This window comes from Mesorhizobium sp. EU05-FHT14A09 (assembly GCF_058790995.1).
In genome coordinates this window covers 1-23,291 of sequence record NZ_JBYTDF010000012.1, presented here as the reverse complement: position 1 = coordinate 23,291, position 23,291 = coordinate 1, and the positions used below count along the sequence as shown (strand labels likewise).

General features: G+C 60.7%; 24 protein-coding genes. 18 read left to right on the top strand and 6 right to left on the bottom strand.

Translation table 11 applies throughout. The annotated features are described in order from the left end of the window. The first annotated feature begins 552 nt into the window (after positions 1-552). Complete coding sequence (locus AC3WTO_RS27615; RefSeq protein WP_492464280.1) at positions 553-1,386, top strand: carotenoid oxygenase family protein; 834 nt, start codon at positions 553-555, stop codon at positions 1,384-1,386. A gap of 464 nt (positions 1,387-1,850) precedes the next feature. On the opposite strand, the gene AC3WTO_RS27610 is transcribed toward AC3WTO_RS27615, so the two are convergent. The 4 genes from AC3WTO_RS27610 to AC3WTO_RS27595 form a co-directional block, all read right to left on the bottom strand. Beyond that, positions 1,851-2,840 carry a FecR family protein gene (locus tag AC3WTO_RS27610; RefSeq protein WP_492464281.1) on the bottom strand — a complete coding sequence of 330 codons (990 nt, stop codon included), beginning with the start codon at positions 2,838-2,840 and terminating at the stop codon, positions 1,851-1,853. 420 nt (positions 2,841-3,260) lie between these two features. Next, positions 3,261-3,770 (bottom strand): RNA polymerase sigma factor, encoded by a 510-nt coding sequence (locus AC3WTO_RS27605; protein WP_492558454.1) that lies wholly within the window; start codon positions 3,768-3,770, stop codon positions 3,261-3,263. A 208-nt stretch (positions 3,771-3,978) separates the two neighbouring features. Next, positions 3,979-4,680 carry an energy transducer TonB family protein gene (locus tag AC3WTO_RS27600; RefSeq protein ID WP_492464283.1) on the bottom strand — a complete coding sequence of 234 codons (702 nt, stop codon included), beginning with the start codon at positions 4,678-4,680 and terminating at the stop codon, positions 3,979-3,981. Between the two features lie 11 nt (positions 4,681-4,691). Next, positions 4,692-5,372, bottom strand: coding sequence for an STN domain-containing protein (locus AC3WTO_RS27595; RefSeq protein WP_492464284.1), 681 nt, complete (start codon positions 5,370-5,372; stop codon positions 4,692-4,694). Between the two features lie 841 nt (positions 5,373-6,213). Here AC3WTO_RS27595 and AC3WTO_RS27590 point away from each other — a divergent pair. From AC3WTO_RS27590 to AC3WTO_RS27525, 14 genes are all read left to right on the top strand, one after another. Continuing rightward, positions 6,214-7,863, top strand: a complete 1,650-nt coding sequence (locus tag AC3WTO_RS27590; RefSeq protein WP_492464313.1) for a ShlB/FhaC/HecB family hemolysin secretion/activation protein — start codon at positions 6,214-6,216, stop codon at positions 7,861-7,863. Between the two features lie 2 nt (positions 7,864-7,865). After that, positions 7,866-9,890, top strand: a complete 2,025-nt coding sequence (locus AC3WTO_RS27585; protein WP_492464285.1) for a DUF2341 domain-containing protein — start codon at positions 7,866-7,868, stop codon at positions 9,888-9,890. Between the two features lie 5 nt (positions 9,891-9,895). Then, on the top strand, positions 9,896-10,300 hold the full coding sequence (locus AC3WTO_RS27580) for an ExbD/TolR family protein (RefSeq protein ID WP_492464286.1): 405 nt from the start codon (positions 9,896-9,898) through the stop codon (positions 10,298-10,300). A gap of 142 nt (positions 10,301-10,442) precedes the next feature. Then, on the top strand, positions 10,443-10,910 hold the full coding sequence (locus AC3WTO_RS27575) for a hypothetical protein (RefSeq protein ID WP_492464287.1): 468 nt from the start codon (positions 10,443-10,445) through the stop codon (positions 10,908-10,910). A 308-nt stretch (positions 10,911-11,218) separates the two neighbouring features. Further along, positions 11,219-11,701: a TonB C-terminal domain-containing protein gene (locus tag AC3WTO_RS27570; protein ID WP_492464288.1), complete on the top strand. Its 483-nt coding sequence runs from the start codon at positions 11,219-11,221 to the stop codon at positions 11,699-11,701. A 68-nt stretch (positions 11,702-11,769) separates the two neighbouring features. After that, positions 11,770-13,611: a putative porin gene (locus AC3WTO_RS27565; protein ID WP_492464289.1), complete on the top strand. Its 1,842-nt coding sequence runs from the start codon at positions 11,770-11,772 to the stop codon at positions 13,609-13,611. Positions 13,612-13,613: 2 nt separating this feature from the next. Next, positions 13,614-14,252, top strand: coding sequence for a hypothetical protein (locus AC3WTO_RS27560; RefSeq protein ID WP_492464290.1), 639 nt, complete (start codon positions 13,614-13,616; stop codon positions 14,250-14,252). Between the two features lie 214 nt (positions 14,253-14,466). After that, complete coding sequence (locus AC3WTO_RS27555; protein ID WP_492464291.1) at positions 14,467-15,279, top strand: peptidylprolyl isomerase; 813 nt, start codon at positions 14,467-14,469, stop codon at positions 15,277-15,279. Positions 15,280-15,283: 4 nt separating this feature from the next. Beyond that, complete coding sequence (locus AC3WTO_RS27550) at positions 15,284-16,087, top strand: hypothetical protein (protein ID WP_492464292.1); 804 nt, start codon at positions 15,284-15,286, stop codon at positions 16,085-16,087. After that, entirely contained in the window at positions 16,074-16,715 is a 642-nt protein-coding gene (locus tag AC3WTO_RS27545) for a YbjN domain-containing protein (RefSeq protein WP_492464293.1), read from the top strand. Before AC3WTO_RS27550 ends, AC3WTO_RS27545 begins: the two co-directional genes overlap by 14 nt. 102 nt (positions 16,716-16,817) lie before the next feature. Beyond that, entirely contained in the window at positions 16,818-17,294 is a 477-nt protein-coding gene (locus AC3WTO_RS27540) for a hypothetical protein (protein WP_492464294.1), read from the top strand. A 132-nt stretch (positions 17,295-17,426) separates the two neighbouring features. Then, a complete protein-coding gene (locus tag AC3WTO_RS27535) occupies positions 17,427-17,654 on the top strand; it encodes a hypothetical protein (RefSeq protein ID WP_492464295.1) in 228 nt (75 codons plus the stop codon). Next, entirely contained in the window at positions 17,654-18,370 is a 717-nt protein-coding gene (locus AC3WTO_RS27530; protein ID WP_492464296.1) for a lytic transglycosylase domain-containing protein, read from the top strand. The genes AC3WTO_RS27535 and AC3WTO_RS27530 overlap by 1 nt, the downstream gene beginning before the upstream one ends. Positions 18,371-18,615: 245 nt before the next feature. Continuing rightward, positions 18,616-18,993, top strand: coding sequence for a hypothetical protein (locus tag AC3WTO_RS27525; RefSeq protein ID WP_492464297.1), 378 nt, complete (start codon positions 18,616-18,618; stop codon positions 18,991-18,993). Between the two features lie 79 nt (positions 18,994-19,072). Here AC3WTO_RS27525 and AC3WTO_RS27520 read toward each other — a convergent pair whose 3' ends face one another. After that, positions 19,073-19,525 carry a hypothetical protein gene (locus AC3WTO_RS27520; RefSeq protein ID WP_492464298.1) on the bottom strand — a complete coding sequence of 151 codons (453 nt, stop codon included), beginning with the start codon at positions 19,523-19,525 and terminating at the stop codon, positions 19,073-19,075. A 52-nt stretch (positions 19,526-19,577) separates the two neighbouring features. Then, positions 19,578-20,291 carry a S1 family peptidase gene (locus tag AC3WTO_RS27515; RefSeq protein WP_492464299.1) on the bottom strand — a complete coding sequence of 238 codons (714 nt, stop codon included), beginning with the start codon at positions 20,289-20,291 and terminating at the stop codon, positions 19,578-19,580. Positions 20,292-20,781: 490 nt separating this feature from the next. Between AC3WTO_RS27515 and AC3WTO_RS27510 the strand changes: the two genes are divergently transcribed. The 3 genes from AC3WTO_RS27510 to AC3WTO_RS27500 are packed head-to-tail and all read left to right on the top strand — an operon-like array spanning position 20,782 to position 23,000. Further along, entirely contained in the window at positions 20,782-21,387 is a 606-nt protein-coding gene (locus tag AC3WTO_RS27510; RefSeq protein WP_492464300.1) for a secretin and TonB N-terminal domain-containing protein, read from the top strand. Positions 21,388-21,390: 3 nt separating this feature from the next. Beyond that, a complete protein-coding gene (locus tag AC3WTO_RS27505) occupies positions 21,391-21,975 on the top strand; it encodes an RNA polymerase sigma factor (protein WP_492464301.1) in 585 nt (194 codons plus the stop codon). A gap of 44 nt (positions 21,976-22,019) precedes the next feature. Continuing rightward, on the top strand, positions 22,020-23,000 hold the full coding sequence (locus AC3WTO_RS27500; RefSeq protein WP_492464302.1) for a FecR family protein: 981 nt from the start codon (positions 22,020-22,022) through the stop codon (positions 22,998-23,000). The last annotated feature ends 291 nt before the right edge of the window (positions 23,001-23,291 follow it).

The following is a 23,291-nucleotide window of genomic DNA, read 5'->3' as shown; positions in this document are numbered from 1 at the left end:
CGCTCCCAATTGTAGCCTGGCATGCTGATATTCCCCCTTGGCCCGTTTCATCATTGGCATGCCGGCGAAGCATTGTGGAGGCGGACTGCGATCCAGCAAGGCAATATTCGACCTGGGAGCGCATCCTCTTCTGCATGTCTTCAGGCATGTCGTCCCACGATGACCCGTCGATTTCGTAGAAAGCCCGCGCAATGTTGTCGATCACGGTTGCGTATGTCGTCACGTGGCACTCTCGGTTTTGGGCGACGGTTGAGGTGATCTTCGATCGTTGGCGAGGTGGCGTTGTAGCCAAAACAGCATCAAAAACGCCCGCCATATGCGCCGGTTCCAAAAATCTATCACTTGCCGAACACCGGTAGATTGCGATCCGACGCCGAACTCAGGCGAGTATCTTCCGTATCGCCGAGGCCACACAGCGGATGACCGGGTCAGCTTCCCTTCGGACATGCCAGGCGACATGGATCGCAAAACCATCGACCGGAATGGGAAGTGCAAACGAGGCAAAGACATCTCCGGCTGACTTGGGCAGGCATTTTGTCGGGAGCATTCCGGGTGTCGCCGGCGGGCGAATTGACCGATGTGGAAGTTGTCCCCGGGGCAGGGCTATCGATCATGCACGACTTCGCGGTGACCGAAAACTACGTGATTTTTCTCGATCCGAGCGTGGTCTTCGATCCCAAGAGCAAACTGGTGTTCCCCTATAAATGGGACCGCAACTATCAGGCCAAGATCGGCGTGATGGCGCGCGATCGATCGAAGGGTCCTGTCAAGGGGATATCGGTTGATCCGAATTTCTATTTCCACATCAGCAACGCCTGGGAAGAACCGGACGGCACGCTTCGCATGGAAGCGACCTACTATGAGGAAAGCGCTTGGAAGAAATTCAGCCAGTGGCTACCCGGCGCTCCCGGCCACGGACACTACATCGTGGAGGGCGACAAGTTTGCGCGATGGCATATCGATCCGGTCGCGGGGAAGGCCACTGCGGAAATCCGCAGTGACATCTCCGCCGATTTTCCGACCATCAACCAGACTTTCCTCGGTCGGGCAAATCGATACATCTACGCTGCAGCGTTTCCCAATGGGGCGTTAAAGAACAACGCCCTGGTGAAGTATGACGGTCGAACCGGTGCGGTTACACTGCGCGAGTTTCCTGAAGCGCAAATGCCGGAGGAACCCTGGTTCGTTCCAGCTCGTGATGGGACCGAAGAAGATCACGGATGGCTATTCAGCTATGTCGCCGACATTGCGACGAAACGCAGCTCGTTATGGATCATTGACGCAACCGACATACGAGCGAATCCGGTCGCGATCATCGATATTCCCGGCTGGATCCCAGCGGGGGTGCATGGCAGTTGGATAGATGACAAGGTTTTGTTCGGATAGGCGGATCGCCGCTTTTGATCTGATGCCGGGTGACGGTTCATCGCCGCTGTTTCATGCGTCTGCATTGTAGAGACCGGTATGGCCCGTGAGTATGCATAGTACCTTCGCCTGTCGCACAATCTCTGCCAACTCTTGCGTCTGAAAGAACCCTCCAAGATCTTTGCGCGAGTAGCGATTGGTGCGCCCTCCCGCAACCAAGTTTCGAACGAAAAACCCCGCCTTTCCGGCGGGGTTTTTTGTTTGGAGAGAAGGCGCAAGGGTTCCGACGAGATCAACAGGCATCCCACGACCTGTACGGCGTCGCCTGCCGCTTCCGTGTGCATTCCGTCTTGCGCCGCCTTTGCCCAAGCAATCGTCCAGAAACTATCCCGCTGAAATCGCAACACGTTCCTGATGGAACAGTGGACGCACATGCACCGTCACTCCGTCCATTCCCGGCTTCGCATCAAAGGCGCGCGCCGACTTCAGCTCAGGATGACGAGCCCGCCGGGGAGTTGGCGAATGCTGGCGCCGAACAACTGCTGGACCTGGTTCGGAAAATTCTCCAGCCGATCGAGGTGGAAGGTGCCATTGACCAACCTCTTGGCGAGTTCGTCACCAGAAACGATGATCCGGCCCGGGCGGTATCGATTGACGTCCGCGACCACGTCAGACAAGGGGCGGTCGCGAACGACAAGCAACCCACTCCTCCAGGCAGTCGTCTCGCTGGAATCGACGTTGACGGGTGCGCCAAGACCACGCGTCATCGAGAACGCAACTTGCTGGCCGCCCTGGAGCTTGATCGGATTCTGTCCGTTATCGACCTCAACCTGACCGTCGACGCAGGTCACCATGACATCACCGTCAAGACAGCGCGTGTTGAATGTCGCTTTCGTCACGACCATCTGCACGCCCAGCGCCTGCACGGTCATCGGATGGCCCGCGGCGCGCTCCGCCGTTACCGAGACCTCGCCGGCGATGAGTTCGAAACGCGGACTGTTCGGATCGGAGGATGGAAGAGCCGACAGACTTGTCATGGTGTTCAACGTCGCCGTGACCCCATCGGCAATGTTGATATCACGCCGTTCGCCCTTCGCCGTGCGATAGTCGGCATTGAGTTCTTCAAATGAAGGCCACAGTTGCATCGGCGGATTGTAAGCCAGATAGGCGGCGGCCGATGCAGCGACGGCACCACCGAGAAAACCACGCCGGCTCATCAGCAGTCTTCCGGACGGTGCCGCACTGACCGATCTCCGCTTTCCTTGCTGCGACCGGGACAGTTGTTCTGCCGTTTGCTTCAGATCGCGCCACAATGTCGCCGCCTGCCTGAAGGCGCGATCGTGCTCGGAACTCTGGTCCCGCCAGGCCTGCAGGTCCGCCAGATCGGCGTTTGTCGCTTCGCCCGAGCGCAACCGAACAACCCAGGCCAGCGCTTCACGCTTCAATGAATCGGGCTCATCGGTCGGCTCGGTCAAATGCCCATTACCCAAATTGATCCACCGTCACGGACGGGATCGTTGGCTCGAAACGCAGGTATAACACGCCTGTCCTTCTCAGCGAGTCAGGCAGGAATGCCCTGCGAGATCTGATCTCATGTCGCCTTTTCGAAAGGCGTGAATCTCGCTTGCCGGCCGTCTTCTCGGTGCCATTCAATCCTCCGGTTTGGCGCCTCGCAGTCTTCCGCTCGTTCGTGTGGCGGTCGATCCTGCTTCACTTCCCATATTACATAGACACTTCGGCGTGATGTGATCCGCCTCATATCATCAAAAATTCTGCCATGGCCATCCCGCTCCGAAAAGGGCGGGGTCGTAGGTGCCGGCCATCCACGGCCAGTGCAAATGAAGCAGTGCGATCCGGCTTCGCTCGTCGTCTTCCCACAATTGACAAAGTTTCTCTTAGGACCGCCTCGGAGGGGGCACCACCTTGCGCAGGGCTCCATAACCGAGCACCCGGGAACAGTGATCGAGCGCGGTATGAACATCGCGCTCCACGGTCCGTATGGAGATGCCAAGGTTCGCGGCGATTTGCGCATAGGGCAAATCCTTAAACAGAGCCGCCTCAAAGACCTGGCGCGTGCGCAAAGGCAGTTCCTCAAGTGCCCGCAGCAGCGCGTCCATTTCGGAGCGTGCTTCAGCGATCTGTGCCGGATCGGGATTGTCGGCAGCCACATCGAGGACGGCGTCGATGTCGGCTGCCGAGGCGCGCAATCGCTCGGCCCGAAGGCGGTTCTTGCCGACGTTGATAGCCGCGCGAAAGAGATAGTCCTTGGGATTTTTCAAGACTGTCTCGTCGGACATCCCATCGAGACGCGCGAATGTTTCATGCAGTGTCTCGCTGGCAAAGTCGGAAGAGCCGAATCGACGTGTCAACCGCCTGACGAGGCCGTCATAGTCGGCAGTGAGCACCGCTTGTAGTATGCTGCGATTAGACGCGCCCAACACTCTACCCCACGCACCCTGCTCACGAAGAGCCTCGTTTCAACTCGAACCAGTTGAAATCGTTTTGGGGCTCCGTAACCGGCCGGCATGACAACGGCGTGACTGTGCGGTGCACTTCTCCAAGATCTCATCACCTGCTGGACACATTTTCGCCGACATCCGTTGCCGAGACCGCTCATGCCGGATCAAACGAAATCGGAATCTTGACCGTGATACGAGCCGGCATGTCCGCAGGAATATGGGGCAGTGGCTGTGCTCGCCGGATCGTTTCAGCAGCAGCTTCGTCGAGCGCCAGATGCCCCGAACTGCGCGCCACCCAAACATCTATGACGGTGCCGTCGCGACGCATCGAGAACATCACCTGGGCAACGCCGTGGTGGCTGGAGAGGGCTGAGGGGGTGCGGTATCGCGCGATATGCGCGTAGAGCTTCCGTTGGAATTCCCAGGTTTTTCCGCTCGCAACAGGCCTCGGCTTCGCGATCGCGGTGACGCTGCCGCGAGTGAGCGCGGTCGTTGGTGCGCTATCCGCCGATGCAGCCTCGCTTTCTGTCCTCTCCTCAGGAATGGGCCGGTGGGGACTATCGAGCAGGTTGTCGTTCACGCCCTTGTTCGTCGTCGGCTGAGAGGGCGCGATTAGGCGCGGGGCTTCCAGGGAGGCATCGCGAACGAGTTGAACCTCGACGGCATTGACCATCGATTGCGCTTGTGGACCGACGGGTTGATGACGCAACCAAAAGACTCCCGCACCCAGAAAAAACGGCACAACGATCACGACACCCCACAACCAGCGGGTATCGAAGGTTGGTGGCGCGAGGTGCCTTCCGTGCGCCGAGGGCGCCCTCCTGATGACTGGTGTGGTGAATTGGTCTTCGTCCAAGATCTCTGCTTTCACATTGACCTGACGACGATCATGACACGCACGGGCTGAGGCGTATCGGCGGGTGCGGTGCTTCGAATGGTAAGCCCCTCAAGAGCGCGCATGATTGCATCGTCGCGAGTGCCATCCCCCGTGGAGCGGAAGACATCAGCCCGTGTGACGCTGCGGGACGGATCCACCCACAGATCGACGCCCACGCGATAGCTGCCCTGTCGGGTTTCCGTTTTTTGCTTCAGTGCGACCTGAACTTCCTGTTGGATCGCGGCAATATAGTCGGAGAGCGCCTTGCTGGTTGGGGCCGGCTGTCGTTTGGCCGATGCTACATGGAGCACGTCCAGCGCCATATCTGCCGCGCCACGAAGGCTTTCAGGAGGCGCGTCGGGATCGAAGGAGGCTGGGTCTGCCAACGTCACTGCGTCGGAGCGCGCGTAGCGCACGATGATGTTCGTGTTGCCGAGAAGCTCTCTGAGCGCCGCCTCGCGGGTGAGATCGCCGCGAACAGGGGCGGAATACTGGCCGGTCTCGACACCACTCTCATAAAGAACAGCAACACCGCTGGCCGCGCTGTAGGCCTGAAGGGCTGTGACCAGCGATTGCTTGGGAATATCAAACATGACCGTCGGAGAAACAGGATGGTCCTGGGCGCCGGCCGTGATCACAAAGGCAAGCCCTGTGATGAAGCCGAGCAACATACGCTCTGGTCCCCTGACACGATAGCCAGTGTGCCGACCGGAGCGGCAACGCTTAGCTCTTCGTTGTCGGTGCTGCGTCATTTTGTGAAGAAGACCTCTGTCCGAGATGCCGCAGGAGCGGACCATGCAGGCTGGTTCGCGCCGACCAAGTTCCGCGCAAAATCCAGGACAGTTTGTCTTTGGCGCGTGAATGTCACACTTATGTGACAAGCCGGACCGCGGGTTTGTCACAGAAACGATGCGTCAGGGCCGCGAACTGCTGTGGCGATGCGATCAACCGGAAACCTTGTTGTGTTCGTTCCCGGTTTCGAAATGGCATTTGCGAATTTTCGACCTCTGGCATGATCTGCCGTTTGGCCGCATCTCGGGACCGCAACTTGTCGGGGACCATGTGCCTCGGCGCCATTTCCCTTTTTTTCAAAAGCCGGCTCAACAATTGCCTGGCGACCTTGGTCCGCTGTGGATTTTCAGGCGCAACGTGCCTCATCATTTTTGTTCCACGATCGCATTTTCGATAATCACTTCAACTTTCGCGCCGCGGCCAGGTTCCTGAAGATTCGTGAGCCGCCACGGTTGCCGCGAGCCCGATTGGATCGGCGGCCTCGCACGTCAAACGGCGCCGCGATCACGACACGAGTTGGCCGCCTTCGAATTTTTCTGATTTTTTTTGGCGGGTCGGTGCGCGCCCGCGTGTCTTCTGAACATAGCGACCTGTTGGCGGATGTTAGCCGGCACCGGGCGTCTGTTGTCGGGGCGAAGAGAGGCATCTGTGGCTAGGGTGGATTATGAGGCGCGTGAGCGGGAACTCCCGTCACGGCATGGGTCGCGGCTTGCCGCTGCTATGGTTGTCGGGGTGATCGCTGCCGCGGTCTCACCCATAGCCAATGCGCAAGAAGCGAAATCTGAGGGGCCTGCACCCGCGGAGCAGAAGGTCGCCGATGCGCCTGCAGCCGATCCTGCCGTGCCAAGCAATTTCGACATCGACGAATTTCGTGTCGATGGTGCAGACACACTCCCGCAGATCACCATCGAAGAAGCAGTCTACCCGTTCCTCGGCCCAGGCCGCACCGCTGAAGATGTCGAGAAGGCGCGCGCTTCACTGGAAAAAAGTTATCACGATCGTGGTTACCAAACAGTAAACGTCTCCATCCCGCAGCAAAACGTCGCCAACCGCGTCGTCGTGCTCAAGGTCACCGAAGGCAAGGTGGGGCGTCTGCGCGTTGCCAATTCCCGCTACTTCGATACCGAGAAGATCAAGAACAAGGTGCCCTCGCTGAAAGAGGGGGTGGTTCCAAACTTCGACGAAGTCACGAAGGATCTCGTCGCCCTCAACCAATGGCCAGGTCGCAGGGTGACGCCCGCGTTGCGAGCCGGCGTCACGCCGGGCACGGTCGACGTCGATCTGACTGTCGAGGACAAGCTGCCGTTTCATGGCAGCGTCGAACTCAGCAACCGGCAGTCGGCGAACACGACTGCAACGCGCCTCAACACAACACTGAAATACGACAATCTCTGGCAACTCGGCCATTCGATAAGCCTGAGCTATCAGATCGCCCCTCAGCGCCCGGATGACGCGCAGGTGATTTCGGGGTCATATCTCGCTCGGCTGACCGACTGGACCAGTCTTCTCGTCTATGGCGTCAAATCGCGCAGCGATCTCGCCACCGTGGGCGGGATGAACATAGTCGGTCCCGGTCAGGTGTTCGGCGCTCGTGCCGTCATGACCCTACCAGCCCAGGACAACTATTTCCATTCGCTGTCCTTCGGCATGGACTACAAGCATTTCGGACAGACCGTCCAGCTCGGCAAGGATTCATTTGACTCCCCGATCACCTACTACCCGCTCACCGCCAGCTATGGCGGAACATGGCAGCAGGAGAAGGCGCTAACCCAGTTCAACCTGGGTCTTACATTCAATCTTCGTGGGCCGGGGAGCGGCTTTGAGGAATTCGACGCCAAGCGCGGTTACGCGAACTCCAGCTTTATCCATCTCAATGCCGATATTGCTCACACACGCGAGCTGAAGCACGGCTTCGAGCTCTTCGGCAGCGCCAAGGCACAGGTAGCCGACGGTCCTCTCGTTTCAAGCGAGCAGTTCAGCCTCGGCGGCCTCGATACCGTTCGCGGCTACTACGAATCCGAAGCAATCGGCGACAATGGGCTGGTCGGCACGCTCGAACTGCGCAGTCCCAACATTGGCGACTGGCTTCAGACCAAGATCAATGCGGCTCACAAGGGGACGCCGGACGTCACAATCTTCAAGGATTGGCGCTTCTTCGGCTTCATAGACGGTGGCGTCGCCACAATCCACAAGCCGCTTCCCGACCAGGAATCGACCTTCGGCCTGTGGAGCTACGGCATAGGCACGCGTTTCAAGCTGTTCAACGAACACATGAGCGGAATGGTCGCCGTCGCCGTGCCCTTGGCCGACCAGAGCTACACCAAGAAAAACGACCCGCGCGTGCACTTCAGTCTCAGCGGGGAATTTTGATCATGAAAGGCAAGACAGCGATGGCTCCCTCCGCGCGACCCAGTACCAGGGATATTGTCCGGGCATCCGTCTCGCGGGCGAGCCGGTTCGCGTTGATGCTCGCGGTGGCAACCGTGGCATTCACCAGCTCGGCCAATGCCTGGTGGAACGACGAATGGTCGATGCGCCGGCAGATCGGCATCGACACCAGTTCGGCGGGCGCCAACATCACCGATTCAATCGGCACCACGCCAATCCTGGTAAGACTTCACGTCGGAAATTTCCGGTTCTCCTCGGCCAAGGCCGACGGCAGCGATCTGCGCTTTGTCGCCGAAGACGACAAGACGCCGCTCAAGCACCACATCGAGAAGTTCGACTCGCTCCTCGGCGAAGCGCTGATCTGGGTCAACGTTCCGAATGTGCAGCCGGGCGCGAAGGCCAATATCTGGCTGTACTATGGCAGCGAGAAAGCGATCGCGGTCGATGGTTCCAAGGCGACCTACGATCCGGAAACCTCGCTTGTCTACCATTTCGCAGAGCGCGGTGTGCCGGCCCAGGATTCATCGAGCTGGGCAAACGGGGCGCAGAGCGTCGGTCAGCCTTCCGATGGCGCGCTGATCGGAACAGGGTTGCGTCTGGATGGGCAGACGCCACTCACCCTTCCGGCGTCTCCATCGCTCGCCGTTGCGGACAACAGTGCAATGACCGTTGCGATGTGGGTCAAGCCAGGCGCTCTTCAGCGCGATGCGGCGATCTACAGCCGCCGCGACGGCCGCAATGGGCTTGTCATCGGCATCGATGACGGATCGCCGTTCATCGAGCTCACCGTCAACGGCGTCATCCAGCGCACCGCCGCGTCGGCACCGGTTGCACCTGGTGGCTGGCATCACGTCGCGATGGTGGCAACGCCCGGCCTTATGACGCTTTATCTCGACGGCAGGCCCTACGCGACGCTGAACGCTTCCTTGCCGGCGCTGAACAGTACCGCATTGTTGGGCGGCGACACGGTCATCGCTGCGCCGCCGCATCCGGTAGCGCCGGTCGAGCCAGCAGCTCAGCCAGACGGGGCGGCTGGGGCCGCTGCCACAGGCCTCGGTGAAGTCGTGGCGCCGCCTGCCGTTGCTCCTGCGCCAGTCATTCCCGCGAAGGCAGGATTTGCTGGCGATCTCGATGAATTTTCGATCGCGAAGTCTGCCCGGTCGGCCGGATTTGTCATGCTGGCCGCTACCAGCCAAGGCTCCGACCCATCCAAGCTCATTATCTTCGGCGTCGACGAGGAAACGGCGAGCTGGCTTTCAGGCTATTTCGGTGTGCTGATCAAGGCGGTCACCTTCGACGGCTGGGTCGTTATCGGTATCCTGGCGATCATGGCCATCGCCAGCTGGATCGTGATGGTCGAAAAGCACGGTTACCTGAAGCGCCAGAAGCGAGCCAACGCGAAGTTCCTTCCAGCCTTCCGCGATCTTCAGAACGATCTGACCGTCTTCCTCCAGCGCGATGTCGGTACTTCCGGCAAAGGCGAGAAAAGCCAGCGGTTCATAGGTAAGCATTCCTCGCTCTATCGCATCTACCAGGTGGGTGCCGACGAAATCCGTCGCCGCTTCCCGGATGATGCGACGGGCGGAAGCCATGTCCTGAGCGCAGAATCCATTGCTGCGATCCGGGCTGCCCTGGATGCGGTTCTCGTCCGCGAACTCCAGGCCCTCAATCGGCTGATGGTGATCCTGACCATTTCGATCTCGGGCGGGCCTTTCCTCGGACTTCTCGGAACCGTCATCGGCGTCATGATCACCTTTGCGGCCATCGCAATGTCAGGCGACGTCAACATCAACGCAATCGCGCCCGGCGTGGCCGGCGCCCTGATGGCGACCGTTGCCGGCCTCGTCGTCGCGATCCCGGCGCTTTTTGGCTACAACTGGCTGACGCTGCGCAGCAAAGACCTCACCAGCGACATGCAGGTCTTCGTCGACGAATTCACCACGAAGATGGCCGAAGTCTACAGCAGCAATCGCCCCGATCCCGTCGTTCATCGACTGGCTGCGGAGTAACGGGCATGCAGATCCAATCCGACAACAAGGCCTACGACGACATCAACGTCACGCCGATGCTCGATCTGGCGTATGTGCTCCTCATCATCTTCATCGTCATGACGACCGCGACGGTGCAGGGCATGAAGGTCAATCTGCCCAAGGCATCCGCCTCGCCAAGCCTGGCGCAGCAGACCACCAAGGCGATCACCGTCGGCAATGACGGCAAGATCTTCCTCGACACGATCCCGGTAACGATCAGCGAGCTCGAGCAGCGCCTGATCCAGCAGAAAGCACTGACGCCGGAATTTCCCGTCGTCCTGCGGGGCGATGCCCAGACGCAATATCAGAACGTCATGGACGTCCTCGATCTCCTTGGGCGTCTGAACATCACACAAGTCGGCCTTGCGACCAAAGCTCAAGCGAAATGAGTGGGCGGCCGCGATGACACCGACAAATCAGCAGTCGATGGTCGGGCGGGGCATCGCGATCCGTTCGAAAGAAGGATGGGCGCCGATGGCCCTAGCTCTCCTCCCGACATCCGAACAAGACGCTACACGCGGGAGCTTCTCCGTGAAACTTCGCGAATGGCTGAGGCTGCTCCGACCGGTCGCGCTCTTTTCGGTCGTGTCGAAGCCCTCCGATGCTGGCCGACGATCTGAGGCTGCCGGACGCGGCGAAGCCGCTTGCGCGGCGGCTCAGCCCAATGCCGGCACCGGGACAATCGTGTCGTTCCCCAGCCAGTTTCATGCGCCATTGGCCGACCTGGCCCGGGACCTCAAGTGTCACTTCGCCACTCTCGGTCTTTCTGATCATGCCCCCTTTTTGTTGCGGATCGAGAAAGGGGAGCGTCCACGACTCTGGGTCGATTCCATGACCTATATCGAGTTCGTCGGAACCGGATATCGGGCTGTCGCGGAAGACGTGTTCGACGTCCGGATCACGATCGAGGCCGGCGACATAGCGTCGATTGCCGGTTTCGCGCGTCACTACATTATCGCGCGCCTCGACGACGTCCTTGAAAGGGAAGTCGCATCATGACGGCTCCCATGCGCATATCCAGTCGCGAGGCACAGCCGATCGGAGACGCGGACGCACCTTTGCCCGCGCCGGCTCAAGAGGAACGCGCGACTTCACCAGCACGCTTTCTTCGTGAACACGCGACCGCCGCGATTGCCGGCGTTGGAGCCGTCGGCCTTCTGGCCGCCGTCATTTTCTTTCTCGCGTCCGGCGATGACCTGCCCCCGCCAAAGCGCGTGCAGGAGTTCACAATCGTCAACGTAACGCCGCCGCCGCCACCGCCTCCTCCGCCACCTCCACCCGAGCAAGAGGTGCAGCCGGAGCCGGAGATGATCGAACAGACCCCGATCGTCGAGCCTGAAATCAAGGAAGAAGCCAAGGTCGAAGAGCCGAAAGATGCTCCGCCGGAGGAGGCCAGCGATGCGCCACCTGCGGAGGGGCCGCTCGGACCCGGATCAGACCTCCCAGTTGGTCCAGGGCCTTCTTCCTTCGCACCAGGTTCCGGTGGCGGCGGCGGTGGTGGTGGAGGTAGCCGGTGGGGCGCTTACTCCGTGATGGTCACGCGAGAGATCGAAGCTGCAATCCGTGCCAATCCAAAGACCAGGAATGCCGTGATGCAGGTTCGTGTCCGGCTTTGGGCCGACGGCACGGGACGCATCACGCGGGTGCAGCTCGTCTCGTCGAGCGGAGACGCCGAAATCGATGCTCTTCTTCGCGGAAGTGCGTTGGGCGGCCTGCAGCTTTCCTCCGCACCGCCTTCCGACATGCCTATGCCGATCGTCACCCGCATCACTGCCCGGCGATCAGGTTGAAAACCGCCATGACCAACAAGTCTGAAAAATCGAACAACGCTGATTGTAACGTGTGAGGCTGGGGACAGATGTCTATCTCAACTTTTATTGTGAACGGCTTGCGGACCCCGCTGGCCTCCGTGTCGCTGCTGGCACTCGCCATCGGCATGCAGACGATCGCCGGACCAGCCTTTGCGCAGGATAGCGAGCGCCCCACGGTATCGAAAAAGAAGCCGGCGACGGCCGGATCGACCGTTGCCCTCGTGAACATTCTTGTCGAACAGGGCGTCATTACGCAGGAGCAGGCGCAGAACCTGATCAAGCAGGCGGATGACGAAGCCTATGTCGCCCGCCAGGCAGCGCGGGATGCGAATGCGAAAGCGACGGAGGCGGCCGCGACGGCCGCTGCGGCCGCCGCAGCAGCCTCGCCTCCCGGCAGCAAGCGGGTCACCTACGTGCCGGATATCGTCAAGCGCGAGCTGCGGGAGGAAATCCGCCAGGAAGTGATGGCCAAGGCCAAGGACGAAGGTTGGGCATCGCCAGGCAAGTACCCCGAATGGGCCTCGCGTATCCGCATCTACGGCGATATCCGGGGCAGATGGGAAGGGATGTGGTATCCAAGCGGCTACAGCTCCGGCGAGCTGATCGACTTCAATGCGATCAATACCGGCAGCCCCTACGATGTTTCGGCTGCCAATCTGAAAGGATATCCGACCTACAACGGCTCGGAGAGCCGCAACCGCTACCGCATGCGGGCCAGGCTAGGGCTGGAAGCGGATCTCGCCGAAGGCTTCATCGGTGGCTTGCGGATCGCGACAGGTTCCGATTCTTCTCCGGTCTCGACGAACCAGACACTTGGCAGGAGCGGAGGCAACTTCTCGAAATATGCACTCTGGCTCGATCGCGCCTTCATCAAGTTCGAACCGTTCAAGAATCCTCATATCGGACCCAATTCCGATTTCGCCCCGGATTCGGTGTCGCTGACCTTCGGTCGCTTTGACAACCCGTTCTGGTCGCCGACGGATCTGGTGTGGGACAGCGATCTCGGGTTTGACGGTCTTGCGGTCAACGCCAAGCGCGAAGTGTCGCCCGGTTTCACGCCCTTCTTCGCGGCCGGCGCCATGCCGATCTTCAACACCGACCTCGATTTCTCGACGACGGAGAAGGAAAAGTTCAAGAGCACCGACAAATATCTCTTTGGCGGTCAGATCGGCTTCAACTGGCAGGCGACGCCGCAAGTCGGGCTGACCCTGGGTGCGGGTATTTACGACTACACCAATGTGCAGGGAAAAAAATCCAGTCCATGCGATGTCTCCATTTCGCAGAACTGCGACACAGACAATCTGCGTCCGTCTTTCGCGCAGAAGGGAAATACATATGGGTATCTGCGCGACATCATTCCGCCGCCCGGCTGGAACGGCTCTGATCCCTATGCCAACCCTCAGTATTTCGGACTTGCGAGCGATTTCCGGCCGGTCGTCATTTCCGGCCGGGTCGATCTCAATCATTTCGACCCGATCCATGTCGCGATCGACGGCGAGTTCGTCTGGAACAGCGCGTTCAACCGCGCTGAAATCGAGCAGAACTACGTCAACAACTACTCCGGCACTCCGGGCAAGCCCGGAAAGTTCGAAGGCGGCAACATCGGTTGGACAACCAAGGTCACCGTCGGACATCAGAAGCTGGACGAGTACGGCAAATGGAGTGTCAATCTCGGTTACAAGTATCTTGAATCCGACGCCACGCTGGACGCTTTCGCCGACAGCGATTTCGGTCTCGGCGGTACCAATCTGAAAGGCTATTTCCTGGGTGGCTCGCTCGCTTTTTCGGATAGCGTTTCCGGAACTGCGAAGTGGATGAGCGCAACCTCGATTGCCGGTGTTCCCTATGCCGTCGACCTGCTTCAGTTCGACGTCAACGCGAAGTTCTGACGATGCCCAGGCTCTTCGCTTCACTTGGCAATGGACTTGCCGCGGCGGGTACCGCGGCAGTCATAGCTGCCGTCGGATTCTCGATGATGACGTCCGGCGTCGGCGCGCAGGACCAATCGGAGACCGACCGGCTGCGTGAAGCCTTACGCAGCTCGACCGCACAGGTCCGTGCGCTGGAAGATCAGCGCACGGCGATACAGGCACAGTTGAGCCAGATGACAGGCGAACGCGACGGGCTCAAGGAAGAGGTCACCGAGGCCAAGGCTCAGGCCAAGAAGGCCGAAAAGGACTATCGGATCGCGGTTCGCGAATTCAACGATCGGCTCGAGGAGCGCAATGAAGCGCTCGGGAAGTGGAAGGATGCCTACGCGGAGGCGGCCGATGTCGCTCGAACCAAGGATGCAGAACGCGCCAAGTTCGAGTCAGAGGCCGCAAGCTGGAAGGCACGCAACAATGCCTGCGTCGGCAAGAATCAGGAATTGGTGAAGGTCGGACGCGACCTCCTCAGCCGCTACGAGGACGTTACGCTCGGCGACAAACTTGTGGCACGCGAACCCCTGATAGGGATCGGACGTGTTCGCGTGCAAAACCTGCTTCAGGACTATGGCGACAAGGTCCTCAACCAGAAGATCGATCAGTGAGGCATTCATGAAGACCGAAGCTGTGAGCTGTGGGCCAGTTACTGAAATGCAGAGGCGGCGCTATCCGTGGCGCCTTGCGACACTTGCCGCCGGTGGGTTCCTGATCGGCTCGATCGGGTTGGCTCTTGCCCAGAACAATACCACGACCGCGCGCCCGAAGTCCGTGGCTCCGGCGATCGCCAAGGCGGGATCTGGGGGCGATGTCGTCGCCCGTGTGGGTGAACGCGACATCACCATCGAAGAGGTTCGCGCCTCTCTCGCTGGGCTGGGGCCGGAACGGCAGGCCGCGCTCACACGCGATCCGGCGGCGCTAAGCCAGACGATACGCCTGTTATTGGCCAGCCAGCTCGTCCTGAAGGAAGCGAACGACAAGAAGTGGGCCGATCAGCCCGCAGTCGCTGCGCAACTTGCGAGTCTGCGCGACAGCGCGGTCGCCGAAAGCTATCTTCAGGCGGTGTCTGTTCCGCCGGAATCCTACCCTGCCGATGCGGACGTACAGCAGGCCTATGAGGCCAACAAAACAGCATTCGTCGTGCCTCGCCAGTTCCGCCTGGCACAGATCTTCGTCGCGCTCGAGCCGGACGCCGACAAAGCGAAGACGGATCAGGCGAAGAAGAAGCTCGCAGACGTGCAGTCACGGTTGAAACCGGCGCAGGCGGATTTCGCGGCGATCGCAAAGGAGCTCTCCGATCAGCGCGACACAGCCGAGAGCGGTGGCGAGATCGGTTGGGTCGCGGAAACGCAGGTCCGTCCGGAAATCAAGGATCACGTGATGGGCCTTTCCAAGAACGGCCTGAGCGAGCCGATCAAACTCGACGACGGCTGGCACATCATCAAACTGGTCGATACGAAAGCCGCGACGACACGCTCGCTCGACGAGGTAAAGCCGCTTCTCGTTCAGCGTCTGCGCGAGCAAAGGCAAGAGGTGCTGAAGAGAGAGTATCTGGCACGTCTTCTTGAGCAGAACCCGCCAGCGATCAATGAACTTGCGCTCAGCAAAGTCTTCCCGTCAGCACCGGCAAACTAGCATCATGCGCGACGCACCCAAGCCTGTTTCCATGATCGAAGAGGTCCTTACGGGCCTGCATCGCAGTGGCTACGGTGTTCAGCGCATGCCAGCCAGTTCGCAGCACAGCGTCAGACCCAGCGGATGCAGTCTGATGCTGCAGTTCGGCGACGAGCCCGAAGAGGCGAAGGCGGCCCGTGTCCTGGGATTGACCTGCCAGATCAGCGTTCGCGGCGACATTCCCGGAGAAATCCGCCACTGGGTGGTTCGCCGAAGACTGCGGCCGCGGTCCGGCGATCTGCTGATCAATCTGGAGATCACCATCGTTATGGAAGGCGACATCAGCGCCGCCTTCCTGCGTCACGAGGCGCGCGCCAGCCTCCACACACTCCTGATGTTGCTTGCCGATGCCGCGACGACAATATCCGAACTGCGGCCTCCGCCAGCATCCAGCCGGGTGCCTGCCCCTGTCGTCGTCATTCGTCTGGCCGCAGTCGGCGAGGTCGCGGCCGGACGCAGCGGCCTGCTTCGGCGCGAGGATGGCGTCCATCTCGCCACCAAGGAGGCGCGCCATGCAAGGCTCGCTGTCTGCGACCGTCTGAGCGAGGAAATCCTCCCCGACCTGGCCACTGCCTGTCTGCGTGCATTGGCGCAGTCTCGCGCGTCGAAGAACGAGGGGTACGACATGATCAAGGCGGTGGAAGCGGGTTCGTTGCTTCTTCCCGCCGATGCGTCCGCCAAAGCCAGGCGCAAACTCTTGCGCACCCCCCTATCCACATCACCTAGCCACAATGATCGAAGCACCCGAGGTCGTCATGTCCACCAGTGAAACCACCTATCACGCCGAACCCAAGCTCGCTGCGCGCGAAGACTTGCCCAGCCAGGTTCTGTCCACTGCCACCAAGAACCTATTCGGCGCCGCTTCCGCCTCGCAGGAAGACACCGATCTTGTCACCGGACTGACCCTCGATGCGCTGGGCGATCATCTCAAGGCATGCGGCCTTCGTGTCGAGACCGTACGCGACGGCGAGGTTCGCTTCCTGCGATCGGCAACGAACGGACTTCCCTTCGACATCCGTCCAGGCAATGTCCCTGCTGCGGCTTCCCATCAATTTGTAGACGTCACCTTTGTGGCGCTGTTTGCGGTAAGCGGTACGCTGCCACTCGATCTTCTCAATCGTTGGAACAAGTCGCACAGGTTCGGACGCCTCTTCCTCGATGATTTCGTGCCAGGCAGTACTTTCCTGGTTTTCTGCATGGACGTGTCGGTCGCCGGCGGGGTGATGTCGAGCCACATCCACAATCAGATCGTGCTGTGGGATGGCCTCATCCAGCAACTCATCCCCTGGCTTCGCGAGGAGGTCAGCAAGATCGCCCCTACCGTCGATACCGCATCGAACGTGGCGGATGTCGGCAAGGCCGAGGCGCCCGACGCTTCCGAGGTCGTGGTCAATTGATCCGGAAACGGTGCGATCCGCACGCTTGAGTAGCGCAGGCCCACCGAGCGTCGACCGGTCGGCGATAGTGCGATGCGCCGTGGAACAGGAAGGATGACGAGGATGAAAGCCACCACTGAGAACCGGGAAGCGACAAGGCTTTCCCGCATCGGGTGGTGGGGCAGGGCAATTGCCGGCTCCCTGGGGCTTGTTGGCGGGACAGCAGCCGCAGTGGTGCCCGCCGCTGGGCAGTCGCCAACATACCGATCATCCGAAGCTGCGCCGATCGAATGGCGGGAATTTGCCGCGAAGCTCCAGACGCACCTGCGTGAACGCCTCGCGTCCGATGACGAGGCGACGCTGCAATTCCGGCGTCGTCTCGAAGAGAATGCCAAGGCGGAGGCCCAGCCCGACCTTTTTACGGCCAGGGTCTGGGCCACTCCGGACGGTGTCATAGAACGCCTCGAACTGGAGGGTGGCGACGCTGCTCTTGCCGCCGAATTGCAGGCGCTCCTTGGCGGCCAGAAGGTTGGTGCATCGCCTCCGGCCGACATGCTCCAGCCGCTTCGCATCAAGTTCTCACTTGAGCGCGCTCTCTGAGGGCGGAGGTTGGAAAATGCCGGTGCAGCCAATCCTGCCCAGCGAGAATGGCCGTTCGCACCGTCGCCCGAAACAGGCGCGGCGCCCCTGGCATCGAACGCAGGTTGCACAACAGTCGGATTTCTTTCGTCCATGAAGAAACATGTCATAGACCGTGTTGCTCTCGACCTGGGCCTCGACGAAGCCGGGCTTTCGAAACGTCTTGATCTTTCGGTGAGGGCGCTGCGTGCCTGCAAGCGTCAGGGGTGGACGCCGCTCTACGTGAAGCTCTCGCTCGCGGCACTTCTTGCCGGCATCGATCCCGACAAGGCTTTGGCTGGTCAATCGAGGTTTGAATCGGCTGGGAAAGAGGGCTGCTGATGCGCGGCTTTGGCAGCATGCAGGGACGAAAGGCGATAGCAGCCGCCGTTATGACGTTGTTTTTTGACAGCGCAGCTACCTTTGCTGATCCAGCTGACGCCAAGCTCTCCGATGTTACGAACAACGATCGCGCAATCGCCGCGCCATCTACCAGACGCGCCGAAATCGCCGCAATCATAGATCGAGAAGCCAAGCGGGCCGGAATTCCCTCAGCGATTGCCGAAGCGGTCGTCCATACCGAAAGCGGTTATGTCGAGAGTGTGATCGGGGGAGATGGCGAGATCGGCCTCATGCAGGTTCTCCCGTCGACCGCAAGAATGATGGGCTTTACCGGTTCCCTAACGGAACTCGCGGTTCCCGAAACCAATATCCGATACGGTGTCTCCTATCTCGCGCAAGCCTGGCGACTCGCCGGCAGTGACATCTGCACGGCCGTCATGAAATACCGCGCCGGCCACGGAGAGAGCCGCTTCTCGCACCTGTCGGTCGACTACTGCGTAAAAGTCCGCACAAGGCTGAGCGCACGCGGCTATGCCGTGACGGGCACGGTTCCTGTTGCAACTTTTGGGCGGCTGGCGGGCAAGAGCAAAGGCGGAGGTGGTTGTGGTGGAAAATGTATCGGCGGTACGAGCGGAAGCGCCGATCTGGAAGCCTTCAACAGCAAGATCAACCAGATCATCGTCAAGATCACGGTGAAAGAGATTCCACGGCCGTGACCGGTACACCGGATTGGGCAAACTGATGAACAGCAATCCTGTCATGGGTGAGGAAGAGCCACCGGCTTCGGCCCTGTGGCGCGGAACGGATCGTCGGGTTGTTCAGGCGCCATGCTTGCGGAGAGCTGGTCACAAAGAAACGACGCTTGTCATCAAACGATCAGATGCCCATCCGAAAAATGAGCTACGATAAATCTTCGGCAGGCCCCTCCATTGGTCGTGAACGACAGCCGCAGGGAGATGTCATGCGCAGCCTGATGCTTGTTTCCTTGGTGATGATTGTGCCGGCCACACCGGCTTTTGCAGATCCCCAGGGCACGTTGCTGCCACGGATCGTGATCGGTGGCGATGCTCCGGATGAGACGTCGGTGGACCGATGCATCGAGGTGGAGATTGGCGGAAACCGCGCCTACAACTGCATCAACGAAAAGCTCCGGCGGCAGGTTGATCGTATCAACCCGAGCGCCAATTTGCCGCCCATCGACGCGCGCTCCGCCGATATCAAGCTCGGCGTGGTCAGCATTCCGGGCGTTCAGCAGCAATACGGCAAGAACTTCGGAAATTCCGTCGTTCCCTACAGGCCGCCACCACCGGTATTCACCCCGCCGTTCGGGCCCCAATGATCAAGCCGGCGTATCCCAGTCGCATGCCCCGCGTGCAAATGACGGGAGGAGCGAGGGGCCATCCGCCAGCACGCCGTCGTCACCTGGCCTTGAGCGAAAAGCGCAGGTTAACTGGCTGAAGCATCTCCGGGGGCGGGGCTTCGCCGATGTTGCCGCGCGTCAGAATGGTCTGCAGGTCCTTGGTCGCCCCCTCATCCTTGAACGCCGTGAACGACACCCGCTCCACACTGCCATCGGGATTGATCCAGGCCCGCACCGTCAGCGCCGCAGGCGGTCCGTCCGACATGCCCGCGTGGATCTTGAGGTAGGTTCGAAACCGCGCGGCAATGCTGTCGTCGCTTGCAACCCATTCCTCGAAACGAAACTTTACCAGCGAAGCGAACTGCATCCAGGAAGGTGGCGCCGCGTTCGGCTTGCGGTAGTCGAGCTTCTGCGCCTGAGTGCCTGAAATCCCGATCGCGCCAAGTCCGCATGCGAGGAAGGCCAGGAGCAAGGCAGCGCGGCGAGAAAACGTTAAGAGGCGGAACAGCATGTCGGAATCGGCTTTCAGTTGGCCAATGGCGATAGACGCTCAGCCTGCCGCACTATCTTTGCAGACAGGTGACACGCGCCGATATCGACGCGGCGCGGTGGGCACGTGAGCCGTTCGCTGCGATCTGTGGTCTGTCATCCTGGCGCACATGCACGCCCTGCCTAGCGAGAAATGATCTGGCCTCCGTAGCACCCACGGCCAGCACCCGGTTGATCATGGTGCGGCGACTGACCACGCCCTGCACCAGTCCGTTGCGATCGAGCACCGGTGCGCCACTGGCGCCGGACCGGACAGGCGAGTCGAGTACGAGGTGTCCCATTTCGCTGCCGCCGAACGAGCTGATTACCCGGGCATTGGCGAGGACGCCGCCGCCTGACAGGAGGCCGGGCAATGCGTCATAACCTGCGGCGAACATCATATCTTCGATGCTGGCCCCGCTGGTGCGTGGGAACACAGCCGCCAGCCCCAGCGTCCTGCGGGTCTTGATGAGGGCAATATCGTATCGGTCGGACACTGCGACCACGCGTGCATCGACCTGCCTACTTTCCTTGGTGATGATCAGACGCGCGCAGTTTTCCACCGCGTGGCGCGCCGTCAGCATATGGCCCGTCTCGTCCACATAGAAGGCCGTACCGGTCAATTGCCGGTTGATGGCGGGCGCCTGCTCCTGCGGCTTTGAAGTCTGCGCCGCCGCCTGCCCGATGGCGAGCGCAAGAAATGCGGCGAGCAGAACAGCTTTCAGGCGGTCGCTGTGCGATCTCGACATCATCGAACCAGGAAAATCTGACGGGGAACGTTTTATTCTGTTCGCTTTATGGCCTCACTGCCAAATGCGCAAGCACGCGTCCTTCAGCCTTCAAGGAAATTCAGCCCGATCTGGAAAGTCCGATATTGCAAGCGAGCACGTGGCTGTGCGGTCGTCTGCAGCGTCGAACATAGGATTCGCACAAGAGCCTCTTTGTCGTGAAATCGTAATCTTGGGTGGCTAGCCTCCAAAGCGTTGTCTGTGTCGCCGACACGGGATTTTGGTAGGGCAGGCGCTCCGGCCTCATCGAAGCTAGAACGGCCACCTGAACTGCACGGGCAGGTGGTGAAATGTGTGGTAGCGGCGAGTTTGCAGTGGACCGAACTGAAACCGTCGCGGTTGGACATCCCTTCGAAGCATCTTCGGCGAGGCCGGTGATCTCGGTTGGCGAACCCTCGGTATCAATGGACCCGACCGATCCTTGCGTCATACGTTCGTGATGGGAATAGGGTTGACGATGCTGAGTTGTGCGGCATTCGCGCAGACGGAGGCGAGTGTCGATTTCGCGATAGCTGCCCAACCGCTTGCGACCGCGCTCGATGCCTACAGCGCAACATCAGGTGTTGAGCTTTTCTACGATGGCGAATTGGCCATCGGCCGGCATTCAAAAGCTGTCGAGGGGCATCTGGCGCCCGATGCGGCGCTGCGCGAACTGTTGGTCGGCAGTGGTCTCGTCGCGCGAGCGACCGGTCCCAACAGCTTTACCATCGCGTCTCGGCCCCCGTCGCGGATAGCTGATTCCAGCCACCAGTCGTATTTCGGCGCGATCCAGGCGCGTGTGGCGCAGGTCCTGTGCGCGCGTCCGCAAACCCGCCCAGGCAAAACAGACGTATTGCTTCGGTTATGGATCGGGCCCTCCGGATTGGTCCAGCGGGCGCAATTGCTCGATGCTCCGGGTGATCGGCTGCTGGAAAACCTGTTCGCGGCGGCACTGGATGGCGTGTCGATTGGCGCTCCACCGCCAGCAGGGTTGCCGCAACCCATTACAATGGTCATCTTTGCCCGCGCTGACGGTGAGGCGTCGGGATGTGCCGACCCTGCGACGACGGCGCGCTGAGATGTGCAAGGCGCGCTGATCGTGAGCAGTTCCAACCGTGAAACGCTCCGTCGATCTTTTCTGCTTGGTTACGAGGAACTGCGTGCGCGGCTGAGCCGACGCCTGGGGTCTGTCGACCTCGCCAGCGACGCGCTGCACGAGACCTGGCTGCGGATCGACAACGCAACCCCGGCCGGGGACGTGCGCAGTCCGAAGCATTATCTGTTGCAGATGGCCTCGAACGTGGCCTTGAAACGCCTGGGTGCCGAGAACCGTTTTGTTACGCTGACAGACGCCAAGATGGCGGTCGGCCTGGTCGACAATGCGCCCGACCCCGAACGTGCCGCCATCGCACGCTCCGAGGTCGAGGCGCTTGCCCGTGCATTGGCGGAACTGACACCGCGTCGTCGCGACATCCTGTTGGCTTCGCGTTTGAACTCGATCCCATTGTGGGCAATTGCCGAGAGCCTGGGTATTTCGCAGCGTCTGGTCGAGATTGAATTGAAACATGCGCTTGCCCATTGTGCGCAACGGCTGCAGCGAAACGTAATAAGGAGATTCGGTCCCAAGCCTTCAGAAGGATCTAAGGCAGAAGAGGACCCGATCTGATGTCCGGTGGCAAGCAGCCACGCCGGGCTTGGTGTGGATAGACGATGGCTACGCATGTTCCCGATAATCCGGCGGTTTTCCTGACGCCAGTGGATCGCGAAGCGCATGACTGGATGACGCGCTTCACGGGTGGCAATGCCACCGCCGCCGATCTGCAGGCTTTCAGGGAATGGTCGGCGCGCGACCCTGTTCATACAGAAGCATTCGCGCGCGCCTGCCGGCTCTGGGAAGCTATCGGTCCGGCGAGTGACCTGTTGAACGGTCGGCAGAGCGCTCATGTTCCGAAGTCAAACAAGCTTGTGGGCCGCCGCGCATTCCTTGGCGGTGCGCTTGCCGCGTCAGCCGCCGCGGCTGCCTACCTCGCCGGGCAGCCGCCGCTTGGCCTCTGGCCGTCGCTGTCGGAACTCGCCGCCGACTATCGGACGGCTCCGGGCGAACAGCGCAGTCTTGTGCTTGCCGGAGGTCCGTCGGTTGAACTGAACACACGCAGCAGCATAGCCCTGAGACCATCTTCCGACGGTGCCGAACGCTTGGAGTTGCTTGGTGGCGAGGCGACGATCTCGACGCGCCCCGGGATGAACGTGGAAGTGATCGCCGGGGAGGGCCGTGTCGCCACGACCGATGCAGTCTTCAACATGCGCTATGAACGCGGCATCGTGTCCACGACCTGTGTGGGTGGCGCACTCGATGTCACCTGTGGCGATCGTTCCGTCCGGCTTCGGCCCGGCGAGCAGGTTGTCTATTCCCCGAACGGTTTGAGGGCCGTGGAGAGGGTGGATCCAGTTGCCGTGACCGCCTGGAAGGATGGCATGCTGGTGTTCCAGTCGACGCCCCTCGACGAGGCTGTCGCCGAGATCAATCGCTACCGATCCGGTGCCATCATCATCACCAGCGCGGCATTGGGGCGGCGCTTGTTCAACGCCCGGTTCCACATCGCAAATGTCGACGGCGTCGTCGCGCAGATACAGCAGGTTTTCGGGGCGTCAGTAACGTCCTTGCCTGGTGGTATCGTTCTGCTCGGCTGATCAAGCGCGGCGAGCTTGTTGTCGGGCTTCGGGGTGAAGCCGGATGGTTGAAGATTTTTTTCGGTCTCGGCCTTCGAGAAGGATCTAGGCAGGGACCGCGGTGCCAGAATGGCAATGCCGGTCTCTGCGTTTCCTCCGTTCTCGTGAGAGCCCCATGTCCGTCCGCCCAGCCGCCCAGCTCGTTTCCATGCACCGCAACATCCGCCACACCGCCCTGCTTGCCGGTGTCAGCCTGGCCGCGCTGCTGCTTTCGGGTCCGCAGGGGCTGGCCCTCGAGCTTGGCGGTACGGC